The organism is Rhizobium sp. Nf11,1 (assembly GCF_050587665.1).
Lineage (GTDB): Bacteria > Pseudomonadota > Alphaproteobacteria > Rhizobiales > Rhizobiaceae > Rhizobium.
In genome coordinates this window covers 1-18,826 of sequence record NZ_JBOBHU010000028.1, presented here as the reverse complement: position 1 = coordinate 18,826, position 18,826 = coordinate 1, and the positions used below count along the sequence as shown (strand labels likewise).

14 protein-coding genes are annotated in these 18,826 nt (G+C 59.9%); 5 read left to right on the top strand and 9 right to left on the bottom strand.

Annotated elements, in window-relative coordinates; genetic code table 11:
• Window positions 1–5 precede the first annotated feature (5 nt).
• Together ACQ7C1_RS28145 and ACQ7C1_RS28140 are read left to right on the top strand one after the other, a co-directional pair.
• On the top strand, window positions 6–836 hold the full coding sequence (locus ACQ7C1_RS28145; protein WP_430960644.1) for a sugar phosphate isomerase/epimerase family protein: 831 nt from the start codon (window positions 6–8) through the stop codon (window positions 834–836).
• A 149-nt stretch (window positions 837–985) separates the two neighbouring features.
• On the top strand, window positions 986–2,263 hold the full coding sequence (locus tag ACQ7C1_RS28140) for a Gfo/Idh/MocA family protein (protein ID WP_430960643.1): 1,278 nt from the start codon (window positions 986–988) through the stop codon (window positions 2,261–2,263).
• 26 nt (window positions 2,264–2,289) lie between these two features.
• On the opposite strand, the gene ACQ7C1_RS28135 is transcribed toward ACQ7C1_RS28140, so the two are convergent.
• From ACQ7C1_RS28135 to ACQ7C1_RS28125, 3 genes are read right to left on the bottom strand one after another with little or no spacing between them, the layout of a single operon-like run.
• Window positions 2,290–3,300: a hydroxyacid dehydrogenase gene (locus ACQ7C1_RS28135; RefSeq protein WP_430960642.1), complete on the bottom strand. Its 1,011-nt coding sequence runs from the start codon at window positions 3,298–3,300 to the stop codon at window positions 2,290–2,292.
• A complete protein-coding gene (locus ACQ7C1_RS28130; RefSeq protein ID WP_430960641.1) occupies window positions 3,297–5,153 on the bottom strand; it encodes a DUF2264 domain-containing protein in 1,857 nt (618 codons plus the stop codon). Before ACQ7C1_RS28130 ends, ACQ7C1_RS28135 begins: the two co-directional genes overlap by 4 nt.
• A gap of 9 nt (window positions 5,154–5,162) precedes the next feature.
• Window positions 5,163–6,191: a LacI family DNA-binding transcriptional regulator gene (locus ACQ7C1_RS28125; protein ID WP_430960640.1), complete on the bottom strand. Its 1,029-nt coding sequence runs from the start codon at window positions 6,189–6,191 to the stop codon at window positions 5,163–5,165.
• A gap of 146 nt (window positions 6,192–6,337) precedes the next feature.
• Here ACQ7C1_RS28125 and ACQ7C1_RS28120 point away from each other — a divergent pair, with 146 nt between their 5' ends.
• Window positions 6,338–7,624: an ABC transporter substrate-binding protein gene (locus tag ACQ7C1_RS28120; RefSeq protein ID WP_430960682.1), complete on the top strand. Its 1,287-nt coding sequence runs from the start codon at window positions 6,338–6,340 to the stop codon at window positions 7,622–7,624.
• Window positions 7,625–7,770: 146 nt separating this feature from the next.
• Here the strand turns inward: ACQ7C1_RS28120 and ACQ7C1_RS28115 are convergent, their stop codons facing one another.
• The 5 genes from ACQ7C1_RS28115 to ACQ7C1_RS28095 are packed head-to-tail and all read right to left on the bottom strand — an operon-like array spanning window position 7,771 to window position 13,166.
• Entirely contained in the window at window positions 7,771–8,742 is a 972-nt protein-coding gene (locus ACQ7C1_RS28115; RefSeq protein ID WP_430960639.1) for a glycoside hydrolase family 26 protein, read from the bottom strand.
• A 3-nt stretch (window positions 8,743–8,745) separates the two neighbouring features.
• Window positions 8,746–9,267, bottom strand: coding sequence for a DUF995 domain-containing protein (locus ACQ7C1_RS28110; protein WP_430960638.1), 522 nt, complete (start codon window positions 9,265–9,267; stop codon window positions 8,746–8,748).
• A 32-nt stretch (window positions 9,268–9,299) separates the two neighbouring features.
• A complete protein-coding gene (locus ACQ7C1_RS28105; RefSeq protein WP_430960637.1) occupies window positions 9,300–11,162 on the bottom strand; it encodes a glycosyltransferase family 2 protein in 1,863 nt (620 codons plus the stop codon).
• Window positions 11,159–12,142 (bottom strand): UDP-glucose 4-epimerase GalE, encoded by a 984-nt coding sequence (gene galE, locus ACQ7C1_RS28100; RefSeq protein WP_430960636.1) that lies wholly within the window; start codon window positions 12,140–12,142, stop codon window positions 11,159–11,161. Before galE ends, ACQ7C1_RS28105 begins: the two co-directional genes overlap by 4 nt.
• A 1-nt stretch (window position 12,143) precedes the next feature.
• Window positions 12,144–13,166, bottom strand: a complete 1,023-nt coding sequence (locus tag ACQ7C1_RS28095) for a UDP-glucuronic acid decarboxylase family protein (RefSeq protein WP_430960635.1) — start codon at window positions 13,164–13,166, stop codon at window positions 12,144–12,146.
• 383 nt (window positions 13,167–13,549) lie between these two features.
• Here ACQ7C1_RS28095 and ACQ7C1_RS28090 point away from each other — a divergent pair, with 383 nt between their 5' ends.
• Window positions 13,550–13,873: a hypothetical protein gene (locus ACQ7C1_RS28090; RefSeq protein WP_430960634.1), complete on the top strand. Its 324-nt coding sequence runs from the start codon at window positions 13,550–13,552 to the stop codon at window positions 13,871–13,873.
• Window positions 13,874–13,949: 76 nt separating this feature from the next.
• Here ACQ7C1_RS28090 and ACQ7C1_RS28085 read toward each other — a convergent pair whose 3' ends face one another.
• Window positions 13,950–14,732 (bottom strand): helix-turn-helix transcriptional regulator, encoded by a 783-nt coding sequence (locus ACQ7C1_RS28085; protein ID WP_183706101.1) that lies wholly within the window; start codon window positions 14,730–14,732, stop codon window positions 13,950–13,952.
• A gap of 659 nt (window positions 14,733–15,391) precedes the next feature.
• Between ACQ7C1_RS28085 and ACQ7C1_RS28080 the strand changes: the two genes are divergently transcribed.
• Window positions 15,392–18,811 carry a DEAD/DEAH box helicase gene (locus tag ACQ7C1_RS28080; RefSeq protein WP_430960633.1) on the top strand — a complete coding sequence of 1,140 codons (3,420 nt, stop codon included), beginning with the start codon at window positions 15,392–15,394 and terminating at the stop codon, window positions 18,809–18,811.
• Window positions 18,812–18,826: the final 15 nt, after the last annotated feature.

Sequence of the window (18,826 nt, the reverse complement as noted above, 5' to 3'; positions counted from 1 at the left end):
ATGATATGCAGGTCGAAGGACTTTCGATCAATCTGGCGACGATCCGCGAGCAATGCGGCTTTGCCGAAGCCGTCGATATCTGCCTGAAGCACGGCATCACATCGATCGCACCCTGGCGCGACCAGGTCGCCAAGGCGGGTCTCGACGAAGCAGTGCGGATCGTCAAGTCGAACGGCATCAAACTGACCGGCCTTTGCCGCGGCGGCTTCTTTCCGGCGGCAACCGAGGCCGACTGGCAGAAGAACCTCGATGACAACAGACGGGCCATCGACGAGGCGGCGGCCTTTTCCGCCGATTGCCTCGTGCTCGTCGTCGGCGGCCTGCCGGGTGCTTCGAAAGATATCGTCACGGCTCGTCAAATGGTATTCGACGGCATTGCCGCCGTGCTGCCGCATGCGCAGGCTGCCGGCGTGAAACTTGCGATCGAGCCGCTGCACCCGATGTATGCCGCCGACCGGGCCTGCGTGAACACGCTCGGCCAGGCGCTCGACATGTGCGAGCCGCTCGGCGAGGATGTCGGCGTTGCGATCGACGTCTACCATGTCTGGTGGGATCCCGATCTTGCCAACCAGATTGCCCGCGCCGGACGCATGAAACGCATCTTCGCCCATCACATCTGCGACTGGTTGGCGCCGACGAAGGACATGCTACTCGACCGCGGCATGATGGGCGATGGCGTCATCGACCTGAAGGGCATAAGACGGATGATCGAAGCCGCCGGTTTCTTCGGCGAGCAGGAAGTGGAGATCTTTTCGGCCGAAAACTGGTGGAAGCGTCCGGCCGACGAGGTGATCGCCACTTGCGTCGAGCGCTTCCGGAGCTGCTGCCAGATCTGATTCTTGAGCATTTCCGCTTTTCTTCGAAACACGAAAATGCTCTGTCTCTTTGTTTTTACGCAATTCCGGACGCAAAAACCGCTGCACACTTTTGCTGGAATTGCTTTGAAATCCAATTGTTTCATCACGTATGAAAGAGGAGTCATTCGATGGAGAAACGCCGTTTTGCCCTGATCGGCACCGGTAATCGCGGCACCACCATGTGGGGCAAGGACCTGCTTGCCGGATGGCGGGAGCATGTCGACCTCACAGCCATCGTCGAAAAGAACGCGCTTCGCGGCGAGCGTGCCCGCAACATGATCGGCAGCAATGCGCCGCTCTATGACAACATCGATTCCATGCTTGCCGAGCAGAGGCCGGATCTCGCCATCGTCTGCACGCCCGACCATACGCATGACGATATCATCGTGCGGGCGCTGGAATCCGGCATCGACGTCATCACCGAGAAGCCGATGACCACCTCGATCGAGAAAATTCGCCGGATTCTCGACGCCGAGAAGCGCACCGGCCGGCGGGTCGACGTCTCCTTCAACTATCGCTATGCGCCGACGGCCGCAAAGATCAAGGAACTGCTGAATGCCGGCGAGATCGGCCGGGTAACCTCGGTCGACTTCCACTGGTATCTCAACACCAAGCACGGCGCCGATTATTTCCGCCGCTGGCATGCCTATACGGAAAATTCCGGCAGCCTGTTCGTCCACAAGGCCACTCATCATTTCGATCTGCTGAACTGGTATCTCGACAGCGATCCCGAGTCCGTCACCTCATTCGCCGACCTGCAGAATTATGGCCGCAAGGGCCCGTTTCGCGGCCCTCGCTGCAAGCTCTGTCCGCATGCGCAGGAATGCGACTACTATCTCGATATCGAAAAGGATCCGTTCCTCGACCAGCTCTATGAGGATCCTTCGAAGATCGACGGCTATTTCCGGGACGGCTGCGTCTTCCGCGAGGACATCGACATCCCCGACACGATGGTCGTGTCCATCCGCTACCGCAACAACGTCCATGTCTCCTATTCGCTGAATACCTTCCAGCCGATCGAGGGCCATCACCTGGCCTTCAACGGTACCAAGGGACGCATCGAGCTTCGCCAGTACGAGGCCCAGCCATGGGAAGAGCCGAAGCAGGATACAATCCTGCTCATCCGCAATTTCCCGAACGGCAGGCAAGCGGTGGAGCGCATCGTCGTGCCGCATTTCACAGGCGGCCATTACGGCGGCGACGACCGGATGCGCAACATGATCTTCAAGCCTGATATGGAAGATCGGCTCGGCCAGCGCGCCGGCACACGGGCGGGCGCCATGTCCGTGCTCTGCGGCATTGCGGCGCTGACGAGCTCGCGCACCGGCAAGGTGGTCGATATCGCCGAACTGATGCCCGAGCTTGCCAATGACGGTTCGCCAAATTCGTTGAGAACACCACGCTGACCGCATGGCCAGCGCGATGGCGCGCGTCAGGCGATGTTTTCGAGATCTTGCCGGCGGATCTGGTAGAGCAACGGCCGGCCGGTCACAAAACGCTCGACCTCATCCGCCGCCATCACGCCGAGACGCGCCCGTTCCAGGCCAATGGCGCCGGCAATATGCGGTGTCAGGAAAACATTCGGCAGATCGTAGAAGATCGAACCTGCCTCCGGAATTTCCGGATCGGTGACGTCGATGACCGCATCGATGCGGCCGGTCTTCAGCTCCGACAGCAACGCGGCCTCATCGATGAGAATGCCGCGCGCGGTGTTGATGAGCGTTGCCCCATCCTTCATCAGCGACAGTCTTCGCGCATCGATCATATGCCGCGTCGACGGCAGTGATGGCGCGTGCAGGGAAACGATATCCGCGCGCCGCATCAACTCCTCGAGATCGACCTTTTCCGCTCCCAGTCCGGCTGCTTCGGTTGCTCCGAGCATTGGATCGAACAGCAGCACCCTGTAGTCGAAGGGTTTCAGGAGTTCGATCACCCGCCTGCCGATGCGCGAGGCGCCGACGATCCCGAGGGTGCGGCCATAGTTGCCGATCGCTTCGCGCTGCATCGGATAGGTCCGATCGCGATTGCGGTCGGCGACGTAAAGATCGTGGAAGCGGAAGGCGCGTTTGCCGGCAAAGAGGATCGCGGCGAGCGTGTATTCGGCAACGGGAACCGCATTGGCCTCGGCCGCGTGGCTCACCGCTATACCGGCTTCGAAGATGGCATCGTCGATGATGCCCTTCACCGTGCCCGCCGCATGGACGACGAGACGAAGCCGCGGCGCAGCGGCGAGAATTTCAGAGCCGATATAGGGCGCTCCCCAGCCGGTGATCAGGATCTCCGCTTCTGGAAGCAGGCGTCTTGCCCGCGCGTCGTCCAGCCGCTGCAGCGGCTCGGGATCGAGCAGACGGCCGATCGTATCGAGCCGGCGCAGGATCTCGTCGGGCAGGACATGTTCCGTGCGCGACGGTTCCATGGCAAGGACGATGGCCGGGCGGCTCATGGCATCTGACCCGGCGCTTCGATGGCGCTGACGGTTACGCCCTTTTCCCGCACCAGCGCCTCCAGCGCCGTGATATCAGGCGCTTTCGGTGGCCGCGCCCAGGCCGAGGAAACGGCAGCGGGATCTTCGAGCGCCAGCACCGCCGTCACCAGGATGGTCTCACCTGCCGGGATCTGACCGCGCAGTTGCGGCACGATGGTCTTGGCGACGATTACATTGGTATTGGGCTGGGCCTTCTGCGCGAGTCCGGCGCGTTTGATCGACGATCCCAAGTCGAGAATGCCGGTGAAATCGGCTTCGCCGATCGCATAGGCAGCGCCATCCGAAGCCGACAGCGTGTCCAGCTCGAAATCCCGGCGGGCGATGGCGAAGCCGCCTTCGGCGACCCTCAGCGGCCGGGCCGCCCTGATCCGGTGGAGGCGGATATGCCAGGGGGCCGCGGGCGCGAGCCAGCTCTCGACGCTGACATCGGGGAAAGGTGACCATTTCGCATAAAGCACGTCGCCCGCGAGTTTTGCCTCTTCATTCGTCTCTCGCACGCGGTAGTGCAGGCCGTCTTCGCTGAAAGCCAGCATCGAATCGAATGCGGCGAGGGCAAAGCCGCGCTCATCGGATTCGACGCTGAAGCCATAGCGGGTGGAATAGGCGAATTTGGCGTATTTTTCCGTGCCGAAACGCATCTGCAAGTTTTCCTGGCCGGAAGACAATGCGACGACATCGCTGCCCGCCCGCATGATCACCATGCCGGGATGGCGCTGGGGAACGACTGCCGACGTCTGCTGCGGCGCCTTTTCTTCAGCGGTCCAGAACGGGTGGTCCTCCGAGATCGCAAGCGGCAGAAAAGCCTTCAAGGCCCAATAGGGCGAGCCGGCGGAATTATAGCTCTCCGACATCAAGAGGTTTGGATAGCCGAAACCGATCGACAGCACGCCGTCGCGGTCGGCAATCGGCTTGTCCCTCCACCAGCGCAGATGCTGCAGGCAGAGATGCTTGACCTCACCCCAGGGCAAAGCTTCGACATCGGCAAAGGCGAGCGCTGACCAGAAGCCGGTGCAGGCAAAACGATAAGTCAGGCTGCGGCCGAACGGAATCGTCGCCCCGTCGGCGGCAAACCAGTGGCGGAAATCCCGGGCGAAAAGGACGGCGCGCTCGCGGTAGCGCTTGGCGTAATCGTCATCGACGAGCTTCGAATAGATCAGGCCATAAAAATGCATGGCGAAGGGGATGTAATGGTCGATGCGGCGCACGTTGCCGTCGCGATACCAGCCGTCGCCGATATAGAAGCCTTCGAGTTGCTGCAGATATTGCCGCGTCAGGCTGCGGTCGAATTCGGCGCCGAGACGATCGAGGGCGATATCGACGAAGATACGGAAAAATTTCCAGTTGTTATCAGCATAGTCAAACTGCCTGGCATGTTTGAGATAGGCGACGACATTGCTGCGGGCGCGCGCATCGAGCGGCTCCCAGATCTCTTCCGGCACCAGCGCCAGGGCAAAGCCGAGCGCAGCAAGCTCGACCATCCGCTGATCCCGGCCATTGAGCGTTCCCCAATATTCGGGATGGGCAGGGTCGGTGCCGTTTGCCAGACCTTCGGCAAAACGATGCCAATGGGCGAAGTCGCCGCCGCCGGCGCCAAAAGGCGCCAAGCCCCAGAGCGGCCGGGCAAAGCCCTCGAGATCGGCGGCTGCCCGGTCGAAATGGGCGGCGGCGCCACTGAGCCTGACGCGGGCATTGCCCTTGGAAAAACAGGAAAGCAGCGGATCGAAGAGAGCAAGCAGCGCGCGGCTCATATCGGCGCGGGTTTCAAGCGGATTGCCGGCAAGCGGATTGGCGCTGGCGGGATCGTAAGTCATCGACACCTCTTACTGGTTCTCGGCATTGGCAACGGTCCCCCCCGGAATGGGAACGACCGCCTGGCAGATCTGGCGCGCAGCCGCTGTCCTGTTGCGGAACCGGGACAGCATCAGGGATACGGCTTCCCGCCCGAGAGCGGCACGATCGACGCGCATGGTGGAAAGCCGCGGATTGGTCATCAATGCGCAGGGCAGATCATCAAAGCCGATGATCGCGAAATCCTCCGGCACCCGCAGGCCGGCCTCAGTGACAGCTTCGAGAACGCCAACGGCAATGAAATCATTCATGCAGAAAGCCGCTGTGAAGCCGGCATTCTCGGCAAGGACCGCCGCCGTGCTTTCATGAGCCTCGCGGCTTGCGCTGCCCTGGAGCGCGAGCGAAACGAATCGCCCTTCGGCGCCGGGGACGGCGGCGACCGCCGCCTCGAAGCCGCGAATGCGTTCCCGAATCGTATGGCGGTGAGAACCGCTCAGATGCAGGATGCGGCGGTGGCCAGCGCTTGTCAGCCGACTGGTGGCTTCGTAGGCACCAAAGAAGTTAGCCGGAGAAACACCGTCGAACTGCATCCTGGGATCAGTGCCGTTGACAAGCACGGTCGGTGTTGTGCTGGCCTGCAGCCAGTCCCGCAAGGCTTCATTGGGATCGATGCCGACGAGAAAGAGGCCCTCGGCCTCCGCAACCCGCATATGATCACGTACGGCATCCGGCGTGATACGATCCTCGCGGGCTAGGCGAATTTCAAATGGCATTCCCGCCTCGGCGGCTCCAGTGCGCAAGCCGTCGACGATCGCTTCGTAGAAGACGCTGAGCCCGCCCGTGATGCCGTCGCTGGCGATCAGCGCCAGCCCGCCGGCAACGGCCTCGGCGGTAGGCCTGACGGGATAACCGTGGTCAGCCGCAACCTTCAAGATATGACGGCGGACGCTTTCGCTGATGCCCGGCTCATTGGCAAGCACGCGCGACACCGTGGAGACGGAGACGCCGGCCAGAGTGGCTATGTCGGCCTGGCGCGGCCGCTTGGTTTTATGCTCGTTCATGCAGCAAACATTATGCAAACTATGCAAATTTGCAAGACATTGATTAATTCTTGCAATAGAAATATTTTTGCGTACTCTATCCGGCGAGTGTCCGGGCACGCCGTTGGAGGATGGCAGAGGACATATTGGGAACAAGGAGGAATATGATGCATCTCAATCGCCGTTCATTCCTAGTGAGTTCGGCCGGCGCCGCCGCCGGCTTTGCCTTTGGCGCAGGAAGCGCTATCCCGGCCTTTGCCGAGGAGGCGCAGCTGCGCGCCATGTGGTGGGGATCCAACGACCGTGCCAAACGCACGCTCGATGTCGCCAAGCTCTATCAGTCGAAGACACCCGGCGTCACGATCGTCGGCGAATCGCTTTCCGGCGAAGGCTACTGGACGAAGCTCGCCACGCAGATGGCCGGCCGGGCCATTCCGGACGTTTTGCAGCTCGAACCGGGCACAATCTCCGATTATTCCAAGCGCGGCGCCTGCCTGCCGCTCGACGAATTCGTCCCCTCGACGCTGAAGGTCAACAGCTTCGGCCCCGACATGCTGAAACTGACCACCGTCGACGGCAAACTCTATGGCGTCGGCCTCGGCCTCAACTCGTTTTCGATGTTCTTCGACACGGTCGAATTCGAAAAGGCGGGCATTCCGCTGCCGACGACAGATCTTACCTGGGATGAATATGCCAAGCTTGCCGTAGAACTCGCCAAGTCCTCGGGCAAGGGCGGTGGCCCCTATGGGGCGCGTTACAACTATGTGTTCGACGCGTGGCTGCGCCAGCGCGGCAAAAGCGTCTTTGCCAAGGAAAGCGTCGGGCTCGGTTTCGCGGCTGATGATGCCAGGGAGTGGTTCGACTATTGGGAGAAGCTGCGCAAGGCGGGGGGCACCGTTGCCGCCGACGTCCAGACGCTCGATCAGAACACCATTGACACCAATTGCCTCGGTCTCGGCAAATCGGTGATCGGCATGGCTTATTCCAACCAGATGATCGGCTATCAGCTGATCATCAAGAACAAACTCGGCATTACCATGCTGCCGCGCGAAAAGAAGGGCGGCCCTTCCGGACATTATTATCGCCCGGCGCTGATCTGGAGTATCGGCGCGACCACAAAGCATGGCGAAGCGGCCGCGAAATTCATCGACTTCTTCGTCAACGACATCGAAGCCGGCAAGATTCTCGGCGTTGAGCGCGGCGTGCCGATGTCGCCAGCCGTGCGTGAAGCCATTCTGCCGCAGCTGAACCCGACAGAGCAGGAAACGGTCAAATACGTCAACATGCTCAAGGATCAGGTCGGTGAATATCCGCCGCCGGTGCCGATGGGTGCGACCCAATTCGACCAACGCGTGCTGCGCCCGATCTGCGACGAACTCGCCTTCGAGCGGACTTCGCCCGCCGACGCAGCGACCCGGCTCGTCGAAGAGGGTATGGCAACGCTTAAGGGATGATCGCTTGCCCGATATGAAAGGAGGGCTCGCAGACACCCGCGGGCTTCTCTGACACCCGGCTGAAGCGCGTGTGGACCTTGATTGCGTGCTTCAGCTTGCTTCTTCCAACCTCGCCCTCGCAAACCGCGGCATGCGCGACATGGCGCTTAGTTAGCGGCCAGGCTTTTCACCACGCGCCAGTCAGGCCGGCCGAGATTGAACGGCCAGGCATGCACCTCCTGATCATTGAAATAGACCACTTCCTGAAGGTTCGGGAAGGCGCTCTGTTTCAACGTCGCGGTTTCGATCCACGGCCTCATATAGGCGTCGCCGCCTTCGTAGCCGAGCTCTGCGACCCAGATGGGCTTTCCATAGCCGGCGACAAGATCATAGCCCTGCTTCAGCGCTTCTGAGAAGGTCCGGTGCTTGTTGTAGGCAAGCTCGTCGTAGCGCTCCAGCCCGAAAACCGAGAGCCCGACAAGATCGACATAATCGTCGCCGGGATAATAGTCCTGCAGGCCGGGCACGCCCTTCGGCGACCACATTGTCTCGGTGCCGGGCGCCTCGTCGTGAACGATGTCCATCATGCGTCTGTAGGCGGCGATGAAGTCTTGCGGGTTCCAGCCGGCCCACGAAAACCGCCCGGATTTGTCTTCCATTTCCTGTCCCCAGCGGATGATCACGGGGCTTTTCAGCTGGGATATCATCTGCGCGATCGACCGCATGTTGACATCGTAGTCGCCGCGCAGAACCTTTGCGCGAAGCTCGCCAGAAGTCAGCCGCCGTTCAACGTCCCAGGACCAAGGCTCCACCGTTATCAGCAGGTTGCGGCCCCTGGCCAACGCATAGGCATCCGCAACGCGCAGCGTCTCCAGGTCAACGTCTTCCCAAGGCAGGAACAGGGCTTCGGTCGAGACATTGGCCTGGGCGCCGAAATCCCCATGGGGGTCGTAGGCACCGAACTTGATGCCGTCGGCGTGAACGACCGGGCGTTTGTCGATGATCGTCCGCGCGCTCGCCGCCGGGTTCGGCGCAATGCCCGCATATTGCACCTCGCTTCGGCCCGGCAACTCCGCGACGCACAACAGCAGCAGCGCGATCGCGGCGGTCGAGAGGTGATTTTTCGTCAGCTTCTTCATGGCTCACCCTCCTTTTCGGGCTATTTCCTGATTCAGCAGAAACTGCTTCAGTTCATACGCCTTGGCGCTGACGGTATCTGCGGAGACAAGCTTGCGGAATTCGTCATCCTGGCGCGCCGAAGAATGGCGGAAGATGTACCAATTGCCGTCCGGCTGACGGCGCTGGTAGATCGCGTTGCCGACCTTGCGATGACCGAAACAGGTACTGGCACGCGCTGCTCCCTCGGCGTTCGTCCAGGTCGCGCGCATGCAGAGCTGACCGAGATCGTCGACCACCCATCTGCCTTCGGCGAAGGACTGCTTGCCCTTGTCGTTGGTCCAGGCCACGAACCGCCGACCTTCATCGAAGAAACGACCGCCGCCGGTATCCCAGGTCCAGGTCTTGTCACCGTAGATCCGGTAAAGCTCATAGGCGCTGAGCGGCGTCGGCGCCTCGGTCTTGGCGGCCTCGGCACCCTGCGCTGCCAACGGCAAACACAGGCTGAGAGCAACGACTACTCCATACAGTCTCGACCCGATACGCATTGCATCTCCTCTCATCGGCCGGTGCCGCCGGCTCACACACCTTGTTCGTTCCGTCCCGTGCTTCCGAATCCGTTCCATCTGATGCGGAACTTCACGATCCGGGTTTTGCCGCCGAGGCCAGCACCGGCCACGGCAAATTGCGATTGGCTGAAACTGATAAGTGTCTGGCCGTGGGAAAGGGCTTCGAGGCCGCGAAGGCCGTGGGTGCCCGCCTGCATGCCGCCGGTGACACAGATCGCCAAACCCGTAGCCGTCGCAAGCCAGAGGCCGCGCGATTGCGGCAGCAGCGGCAGGCCGTTCTCGATCGCATGGCGAACGACGATTAGCACGGTTAGCGACAGATAGATCGCGAGGTTCATCGCAGCGAAAAGATAAAAGCCCTGGGCGGCAGCGGCCTCGCCGGCGAACACCATGGCCGCGGCGCAAAGCCCCGCGAGAGCAAGATAGGGCGCAACGACGCGCAGGGGCAAAGATTGCTGCTGCTGCCTTCCTTTCGGGGTAATGCGAAAGTCGACGAAAGAACCGGAGAAATGGTCGCGAATGGCCGCCAGGCTGCCGGCCAGCGACCATGGCCAGCGCAGAAAGATGAAGGCGAGCCCTTCCCATCCAAACAGTTTCGCATCGTGCGGCCGGAAGGTTCCCGTGGCCCGCCAGAAGAAAGCAAAGAGCGTCAGCACGATCGACAGCGGCGCGAAATGCAGCAGAAAATCCGGATAGGTCACGTTGACGAAGACCTGGCCCGTCAGCAAGGCGGCAACCGGCAGCAGGAACATCACTGCCATGACGGTGGAAAAGAGCGGATACCACAGCTGCGAAAAGACGAACTGGAATTTCAGCCGCCAGGGAAGATGGACGACGTAGCGGCGGGAATATTGCAGCAGGATGGTGACGAGGCTGCGCGACCACTGGAATTCCTGCACGGCGAGATCGACGAAATTCGCCGGGCCGTCGCCATGAGCGATCGCATCGACCGCGTGGACACCGCGCCAGCCGCCGGCGTTCATCATCAGCGTCGTCGAATGATCTTCGGCAAGCTCGGGGCCAAGGCCACCGATCTGGCGAAGGGCTGATGTGCGGACCGCATAGTGGGAGCCGATGCAAAGGGGCGCCCAGCCATTGTTGTAACCGGTCTGCAGCGAGCCGTGCAGACTTGCCTCCGCATAGAGCCTGCCGCGCGCGACCCAACTCGCCGCGGCATTCGCATCACAGATGCTGGGTGCGGAAACATAGCCGACGGCAGGATCGGCGAAAGGGCGCAGGACTTCACGGAGATAGGTCGGTGTCGGCACATGATCGGCATCGAACTGGGCGACGAAATCGTAACGCGCATAGCCGAAATGGTCGTAGAAATAGGCAAGATTGCCTTCCTTGCACCGCGTCCGGCGCGGCCAGGTCGTACGGTGATACTCCGCCACGCCCTTCCGCGTCGAGATCAGCACGCCGTGCTCGGCGCACCAGCGTCCGGTTTCCGCGGACGGATCCTCGTCGGCTAGCCAGACATCGAACTCGACACCAGTCTGATCGAGCATCGCCTGAAGCGTGGCGCGGACGACGGCAAAAGGTTCGGACGGCGCCTTGGTAACGACCATCGCCACGCGTCCTTCCGGCAGCCGGGCGCGCGAACCGATCGTTCTCGCATCGAGGAAAATCAGGATGAAATAGGCGGGGACAAGCGTTATCCAGGCAAGCACGGCGGTGACGAGCACGAAGGTTGGCCAGGAAATGATATGGGCGGACTGACACCACCAGCTCCAGAAATAGCCGAGCGCCGCCAGCCAGCAGAGGATGCCGAAACCATAGGCGACACGATTCCACCCTGTGAACACGGGGTTGAATGGGTCCGCAGCAGCTTTCGCCGTCCTGACCCGGTGATCGATCTCCGAAACCAGGCTCATGCCGTCACCTCCAGCCCGAAGGTCGGGCCGGCCGTGCGGATGATCGTGTCGAGATCGGAAAGAGCCGGCACGAAGCCGAGCTCCGCCTTCGCCCTTGCCGTATTGGCAAAGAGGATCGGCGGGTCGCCGGGGCGGCGGGCGCGATAACGGACGGGGACTTCGCGGCCGCTGGCGCGATAGACCGCGTCGATGATCTCGCGCACTGACGTGCCACGGCCGGAACCAAGATTGACGCTGAGCGAGGCGCCGTCTGCGATCAGGTGGTTGACGGCGGCCAAATGTGCCTGTGCGAGATCGCTGACATGGATATAGTCGCGAACGCAGGTTCCGTCCTCGGTCGCATAATCGGTTCCGAAGACATCGAGCCGGTCCAGTCTGCCGGCGGCAGCAAGAAGGGCGCGGGGGATAAGATGTGTCTCGGGCTCGTGACGCTCGGCAAGCTCACCCTCCGGATCGGCGCCGGCCGCGTTGAAATAACGCAAGGCAGCGAAGCGGATGCCATAGGCAGCGGCAAAATCCTCGAGCGCCATCTCGAAGATCAGCTTGGTGCGGCCATAAGGATTGACCGGCTGCTGCAGACTTTCCTCCCGTATCGGCAACGAGGCGGGAACGCCATAGGTGGCGCAACTGCTGGAAAAAACGATCTTGTCGATTTCCTGGTCGAGGCAGGCCTCGAGCAGCGTGAGACTGCCGACGACATTGTTGCGGTAATATTTCCTCGGCATGTCGACGGATTCGCCGACATAGGCATTGGCGCTGCAATGGATGACGCAATCGGGCGAAAATTCGGCCATCGTCCGGCGCAGCGCGATCGTGTCGCCGAGCTCGCCGCGAACGAGCGGTCCCCAGCGGACGCTGTCGGCATGTCCGGTCGAGAGATTGTCGTAGGTAACCGGGATCATCCCGGCGCGCGACAGCGTTTTGCAGATATGACTGCCTATGAAACCGGCGCCGCCGGTGACGAGTATGTAGCGGGGCATCTCATACAGCCTCCGCCTGCTCCGTCCCGGCAAGCAGGCCGTCGAAATATTCGACGGTGCGCGCCAGGCCGGCTTCGAGCTCGATATGAGGCTGCCATGCCAGTTCCTTCATTGCCCGTGAGATATCCGGCCGCCGCTGGCGGGGATCGTCGACGACAGCCGGAAGGTGAACGATTCGGGAACGCGAATTTGTGAGGTCCCGGACGATTTCCGCCAGGCGTCGAACGGTGAACTCGCTCGGGTTGCCGAGATTGATCGGACCGTGGCATGCGCTGCCGGCTGCCGAGAAGCGCAGAAAACCTTCGATGAGATCATCGACATAGCAGAAAGAGCGAGTCTGCTGGCCGTCGCCGTAGATGGTCAGGTCGGCGTTGCGCAGGGCCTGCACGATGAAGTTGGAGACTACCCGCCCGTCATCGGCGCGCATGCGGGGCCCGTAGGTGTTGAAGATGCGGCCGACCTTTATGTCGACGCCGTAGGTCCTGTGGTAGTCGAAAAACAGGGTTTCGGCACTGCGTTTTCCCTCATCGTAGCAGGCTCGCGGCCCGATGGAGTTGACATTGCCGCAATAGGATTCGCGTTGCGGGCTCTGGGTCGGGTCGCCATAGACTTCCGACGTCGACGACTGAACGACGATCGCGCCGGTCTTGCGCGCACAATCCAAGGTGTTGACGGCGCCGAGTACGCTGGTAAGCAAGGTGCCCACCGGATCCCGTTGATAGTCGGGCGGAGAGGCAGGAGAGGCGAAGTTGAAGATCAGCGACGCTTCGATATCGAAGGGCTGACGCACATCGTGCTCGATGATGCGAAAGAGGGGGTTCGATGCGAGATGCTCGACATTTGCACGGCGGCCGGTGGAAAAGTTGTCGAGGCATATGACGCTGTGGCCGCTTAGCAGAAGCCTTTCGCAGAGATGCGAGCCAAGAAAGCCGGCTCCGCCATTTACAAGAGCGGTGCCCAGATTCTTGAGCACCGCTATGTTCTTTACTTCCGAATAGCCTTCGCCGGGAACGAAACTACGCATTACAAACTCCTCCCCACGCTTTAGTCTTTTGTATTATTTACGCGGCTTACATCTTACCATACTCGGATGTATATTCATGCAATTGCGTACCAATACATGAATAAGTTCGAGGTTATTCTTCAGTAACTCATTTACTATTGAAATGATAAGGCGATTGTTATCAAGGTCAACTTCAAAAAACATAAAATATCCCAAATAATTACGCAGTTGTTCTTCAGAGTAACAAATGATTAATCATTTTACTTATTTTTTCACGTAAGACGGGAAACACGCCGTTGCTCAAACTTTGCTCAATAAAGATGGGATAGAAGAAGGAGAGGTCGGCTTCGCAGGGCTGCGCCACCGGTCTTGCATCCGGAAGCGTCCTATGAGAGGGATTTGGCATGTTCAAAAATCGCGCCACAGCCCAGCTGAAAGGCTGGCGTCCATTTCATTTTGCGATGCTTGCGGGGGGAGTGACGCTTCTTGCGATCGGAGCGACGGCTTGTGCGGTCGTTGACGACGACATGGCCGCTATCGCGAAAAAGAATGTTGTCGTCGTCGAGACGCGACCCGTTTCGAAGGCTTACACCTACCCGGAAAATCGAACCGCTCGGCCTGTTGCGGCACGAGCCCGCATCGTCGCCTATCACGGGTCCGCGCCCTATATCTGCTCTCCAAGCGGCTTCGGACAGAAGTCGCGCTGCTTTGCCCGTCGCTCGACCTGAAGCAAAAGCGCAACCCAAGCGCAACTCAAAGTGTGACAGCATTCTTTGCGCGCCTGAAAAAGCGCGGCGCTATCGATCAGTTGCGCCACCGGCTGGACATGTCGTCATCGCCGACCGGATGGTCGTTGAAGAAGCGAGACGCTGCTTCCGTACGGTTTCGCACATTCATCTTCTTATAGATGTTGCGGACGTGAACCTTCACCGTGTTTTCGGAAAGATGCAGCTTGTCGGCAATAATCTTGTTCTGCGTCCCCTTGCAGATGAGATCCAGGATCTGAACCTCCCGGGTCGTCAAGGCGGAGATGCTGTCGCGTCTCAGCTTGAGCGCATTGTTGCGGGCGGCATCAACCGACTTGGTCTGATAAAGTGAGGGCTCCAGTTGGGTCCCCTTATTGGTGAGGCGGTTGAGAAGCGCCGAGGGAAAATGCTCCCCGCCCTTCATCAGCAGATCCACCGCGGCCATGAAGACATCAAGCCGAAGATTAAGCGGCAGGACACCGTCGATGATCCGTGCCTCGACCAAACGGCTGACATAGGGCTCCATCATGTCGATGGCTTCGACGACAAGTCCGATCGAGGTTTCCGGATGATTTTCCCTGACCGCCTGCAGCGCTTCTTGCAACTCCGGCGTAGGTATATGGTAAAATAAAACCAGCTTTATATCGCTGCTATCCTTTGCCAGCATCGGAGTTGCGTTCGTTATGCTTGGCACATCGCAATTTGGAAATTTCTTTGCCAGCGCCTCCACCATGCATTCTGAAAACAGATCAGCCTTGGCTACTACAAGGATAGTATCTCCGGACGGGCTAGACTTTCTCGCCTGGTCCGCATTCTCCATTCCTGAACCTGTCATGAACATATACGCCTCCCCTAGCGGTACACTTTACTCAAACATGCGGCGATGTCAGGTATAAGATAGTATGAAATGCCGGTCCTATTGTGTCATCGCCTTTTTCTTTAGACATTTCTTAATTATGTTAATACGGATTGAGAAGGAAGGAAATGGCCCAAAGTGATTAGTTTTAGGGAGCGAGAAACAATAAGATACTACGTAGCGGTTGTATTTTTGCTCACCCTTATACTCCGAGGTTATATTTGCCCCTACTATAGATAATTCAGTGAATGTAATATTTCAGTACAAATTGTAATATTTTTTCGTCCGCCCCTGATGATTACGAGGCTCGCAAGTTGTCACTCAACCCGGTCACTCCTGGCAAAAGCCTCGCGTTCCCGGCTGCTTATGCCGGGCCGTGATCTCTGCAAGGCCAGCGCTGCGCTCGAACGTGTCCGGTCGGTCGCCGAGGCAGCGCATCGCAGAGGCTGACATCGTCCAGAGACCCTCGTGCGCTGGAACAGCGGGCACCAGCAAGATGAAGAAGGCGCGGCGTCTGCACTGGCGCACCTGCGCGGCTGTTGAAATGCACTCGACCGGGCGCATCATCACCATGCTCTTTGATTTTGAGCTGCAATCGCTGCTAAAAAGGCGGGAGCCTATTTTGCACTCCTCAGTGAGACGTCATGCAGATCGATGCGGACAGGGCAGAACGGGAACGGCTTCTGGCTATTCTCGATTTCTGGCATAAGATCGAGTTTTTCATACCTTATGATCTCTCCACTCGCCTCGTCTCGGGCGAAGGACGGACCGTTTTCTGGCTGCATGCAGAGACGCTCTTGCAGGACAGCGCTGCACTCAGCCGTCCTGTCATACCCGAGGAGAAGCAGATCACCGGCTTTACCTTGTTCCTCGGCGTTTTCAGCAAATCCGAGATCTCCGACATCCGCAGGCACTTCGACAGCGCTGCGGTCGACATTGCCGAGTATGAGGATGCCGAACGCAGCGATCTCGATGGCGATACCTGCTTTGCCAGCCTGCAGCTTACTCCGCTCGGACAGCCGATGTTCGAAACATTTTCCGTCTCGACGCTTCCGTGGGCCCTCGGACGGGTACGGAAAACCGGTCTCTCCGCGCTCAGCCATGAGGCATTTGCCAACGGCAAGCGGCAGCTGTTGGAATTGCTTCAAAACTTTCAGGCGCAGCGACAGCTGGGGTCTTCATCCTTCGAGGCTGCCACCGATCAGCCGATCGATGCCGGCGAAATCGTGGCGCTGCATGAATTGCTCTGCGATTGGGCAGGTTTTGCCTCACGCCAGGAAAAGCCCATCGCCGCCGTTGAAATACGCTACCGCGACAGGTCGGAAAGACCCGAGCTCATCTCGTTGCCGCCTCAACAGGAGGATCATGCACCCAACGCCGATGAGGAAGACGAAAGTGCCAGCCTTGATGAAGACATTGGCATTCTGAACAGCTTCTTTATCGAGGATATCGAACGGGCGATGATCTGCGTCAAGCAGGGCAATGTCCCGGAGCCGCTCCGGCGGTACCTCAACCCGCCGGCAGATGAAAATCGGGTCGACCTTTATTCGGAAGAAGGACGCCGGGCGATCATTCGGGCGCTGCATCCCGGCAATCTCAACCGTGGACGCTGGCTGAGCGAGCCTCATCTCGCAATGAGCCTCATGCAACAGTTCGCGATCAATGCGGCGATCGGCGGCCTGTCGGAAACGGGATTATTCTCGGTCAACGGCCCGCCGGGCACCGGAAAGACCACGCTGCTGCGTGACATGTTCGCGGACAACATCGTTCGGCGCGCCCGGGTGCTCTCCTCCCTGACGACGGCGCGCGACGCCCTTGACGGCTCGCCACGCCGTGTCGGTTTTACGGATCGGAGCACCGCCTCCATATCGGCGCTGATCCCAGCCCTTGCCGGATTCGAAATGGTCGTCGCCTCCTCTAACAATGCCGCCGTGGAGAATATTTCGCGCGACCTTCCCAAGCGGAGCTCGATCGCGAGCACGTCTTCCTTTCAATATTTGCAGACGGTTGCACACAAGATCGCCTGCCAGAAAGACAACGGAGCGGTCGTCAAGCTCCCTGACGGCGACCGCCCATGGGGGTTGATCGCCTGCGCGCTCGGCAATTCCAGGAACCGCCGGGCCTTCAAAGAACGTTTCGCCTTCATGGAGATCGCCGAAAGACCGAAGCCCGGCTGGTCGGGCGCAGCAAAGCCGCAGACCATCTGGGAATGGTTGAAGAGCTATGAGGGGCCAAGCTTCGCCGAAGCGGCATCGGCTTTTCAAGCCGCCGACGAGATGGTTCGCGAAAAGATCAGCCAATATGCGCGCTATGCCGATCTGCGTGATGAGATAGCGCCCGTTTCGCAGGATGCATTCTGCCGCGAAGCGCTCGAGAGGGTGGCTGTCGCCGCGGACGAAGTTTTGCATGCGCAGAATCGATGCGACATGCTGGCGACCGAAATGCGCCGCATCGCCGACGGTTTGTCTTACCTGAAGGAGGAGGAACAGCTGCTCGACCGCAGCGCCCCTGCGCGATGGAGGAGAGTGCTCTCGACCAACCCGGCCCGGCAGCATCGCCAGGATGTCATCACCAATGCGCGGAAGCAGCTGGAACTGCGCAAGGCGCTGGCCGAATGCGAAGATCAGCTTGCGAAAACCGATAAACCCACATTGGAACGGGCTTTGCGAGAGCATGACCGGGCCGAACGGGCACTGCGGTCACGACAGAAAATCTGGTCTGCGAAAAAAGAGGAACTCGAGCGGCTGGGGGAAATTCTCGATCATCCCGCCGCACCGGAGCGTCTCACCGATCTCGATGAGGATCAGGTGCAGATCGACGGTCTCTGGCATCAGGACGAACTGGCGGCTCTGCGTTCGGCATTGCTGGAAGCAGCGTTGACGCTGCATGAAGCTTGGTTGGCCGATGTCGGCAGGAAGGGCGGAGGTTTTGGCGGAAATATCGTTGCCGTCACCAAAGTGCTTTCCAACAACAATCCCGTCGATGACAAGCACATTGCATCGATCTGGCAGAGCCTTTTCATGATCGTTCCGATCGTCTCCACGACATTCGCGTCTTTTGCCAAGCAGTTCCGCGGGCTTGGGCCCGGCTCGATCGGCTGGGTCTTCATCGATGAAGCCGGCCAGGCGGTGCCGCAGGCGGCGGTCGGTGCGTTGATGCGGGCACGTCGCGTCATGGTGATCGGCGATCCCTTGCAGATCGAACCGGTTTTCACGCTCCCCAGCTCGCTGATTTCAGGCGCTTCGGCTCTTTCACCCCACACGGCGGCAGGCCAATATTCGCCGAACAGGGCGTCTGTGCAGATGCTGGCCGATGCCGCCAATCGCTACGGAACGACGCTTCAGGGCGAGGAGGCAGATGGGCTCTGGATCGGCAGCCCGCTCAGAGTGCATCGACGCTGCATCGATCCGATGTTCAGCCTTGCCAATCAGATCGCCTATCGGAACAAGATGATCTTCGGGCTGGAAGAGCGCCGGCCGGCCGGCGACGCATCGCCCTTTTATGGCGACAGCGCCTGGATCGACGTAAAGGGAAAGGTCTCGGGCAAACAGGTCGTTGCCGAGCAGATAGACTTCATCGTCGACCTCCTCGCCGCGACTTATCACCGGGACGGTGCATTGCCGGACATCTACATCATCTCGCCGTTCAAGGAGATCAAGACCGGTTTGAGACAGGCTCTTTCTCATGCGATCTGGATCGACCAAGACGGATATGCGCGCGGATCTCCAGCGAAACTACAGAAATGGCTTCAGGAACGGGTAGGCACGGTTCACACCTTCCAGGGCAAGGAAGAAGATATCGTTTTCATGGTTCTCGGCGCCGATGCCGAACATCGCGGAGCGGCCGGCTGGGCCGCATCCAAGCCAAACCTGTTGAACGTGGCGCTGACGCGCGCCAAGCGCCGTTTCTACATCGTCGGCGACCGCACGCTCTGGCAAACGCTTCCCTATTTCAGAGAGGCGGCAAATGCGTTGCAGACGATCCGGCCCGCGGAATTCCTGACCCGAAACGAGCTGAACATGAGGGATCGGACTCCGGCGCCGTTCGCTGAACGCATGTTGTGACGTTCCCCCAGAAAT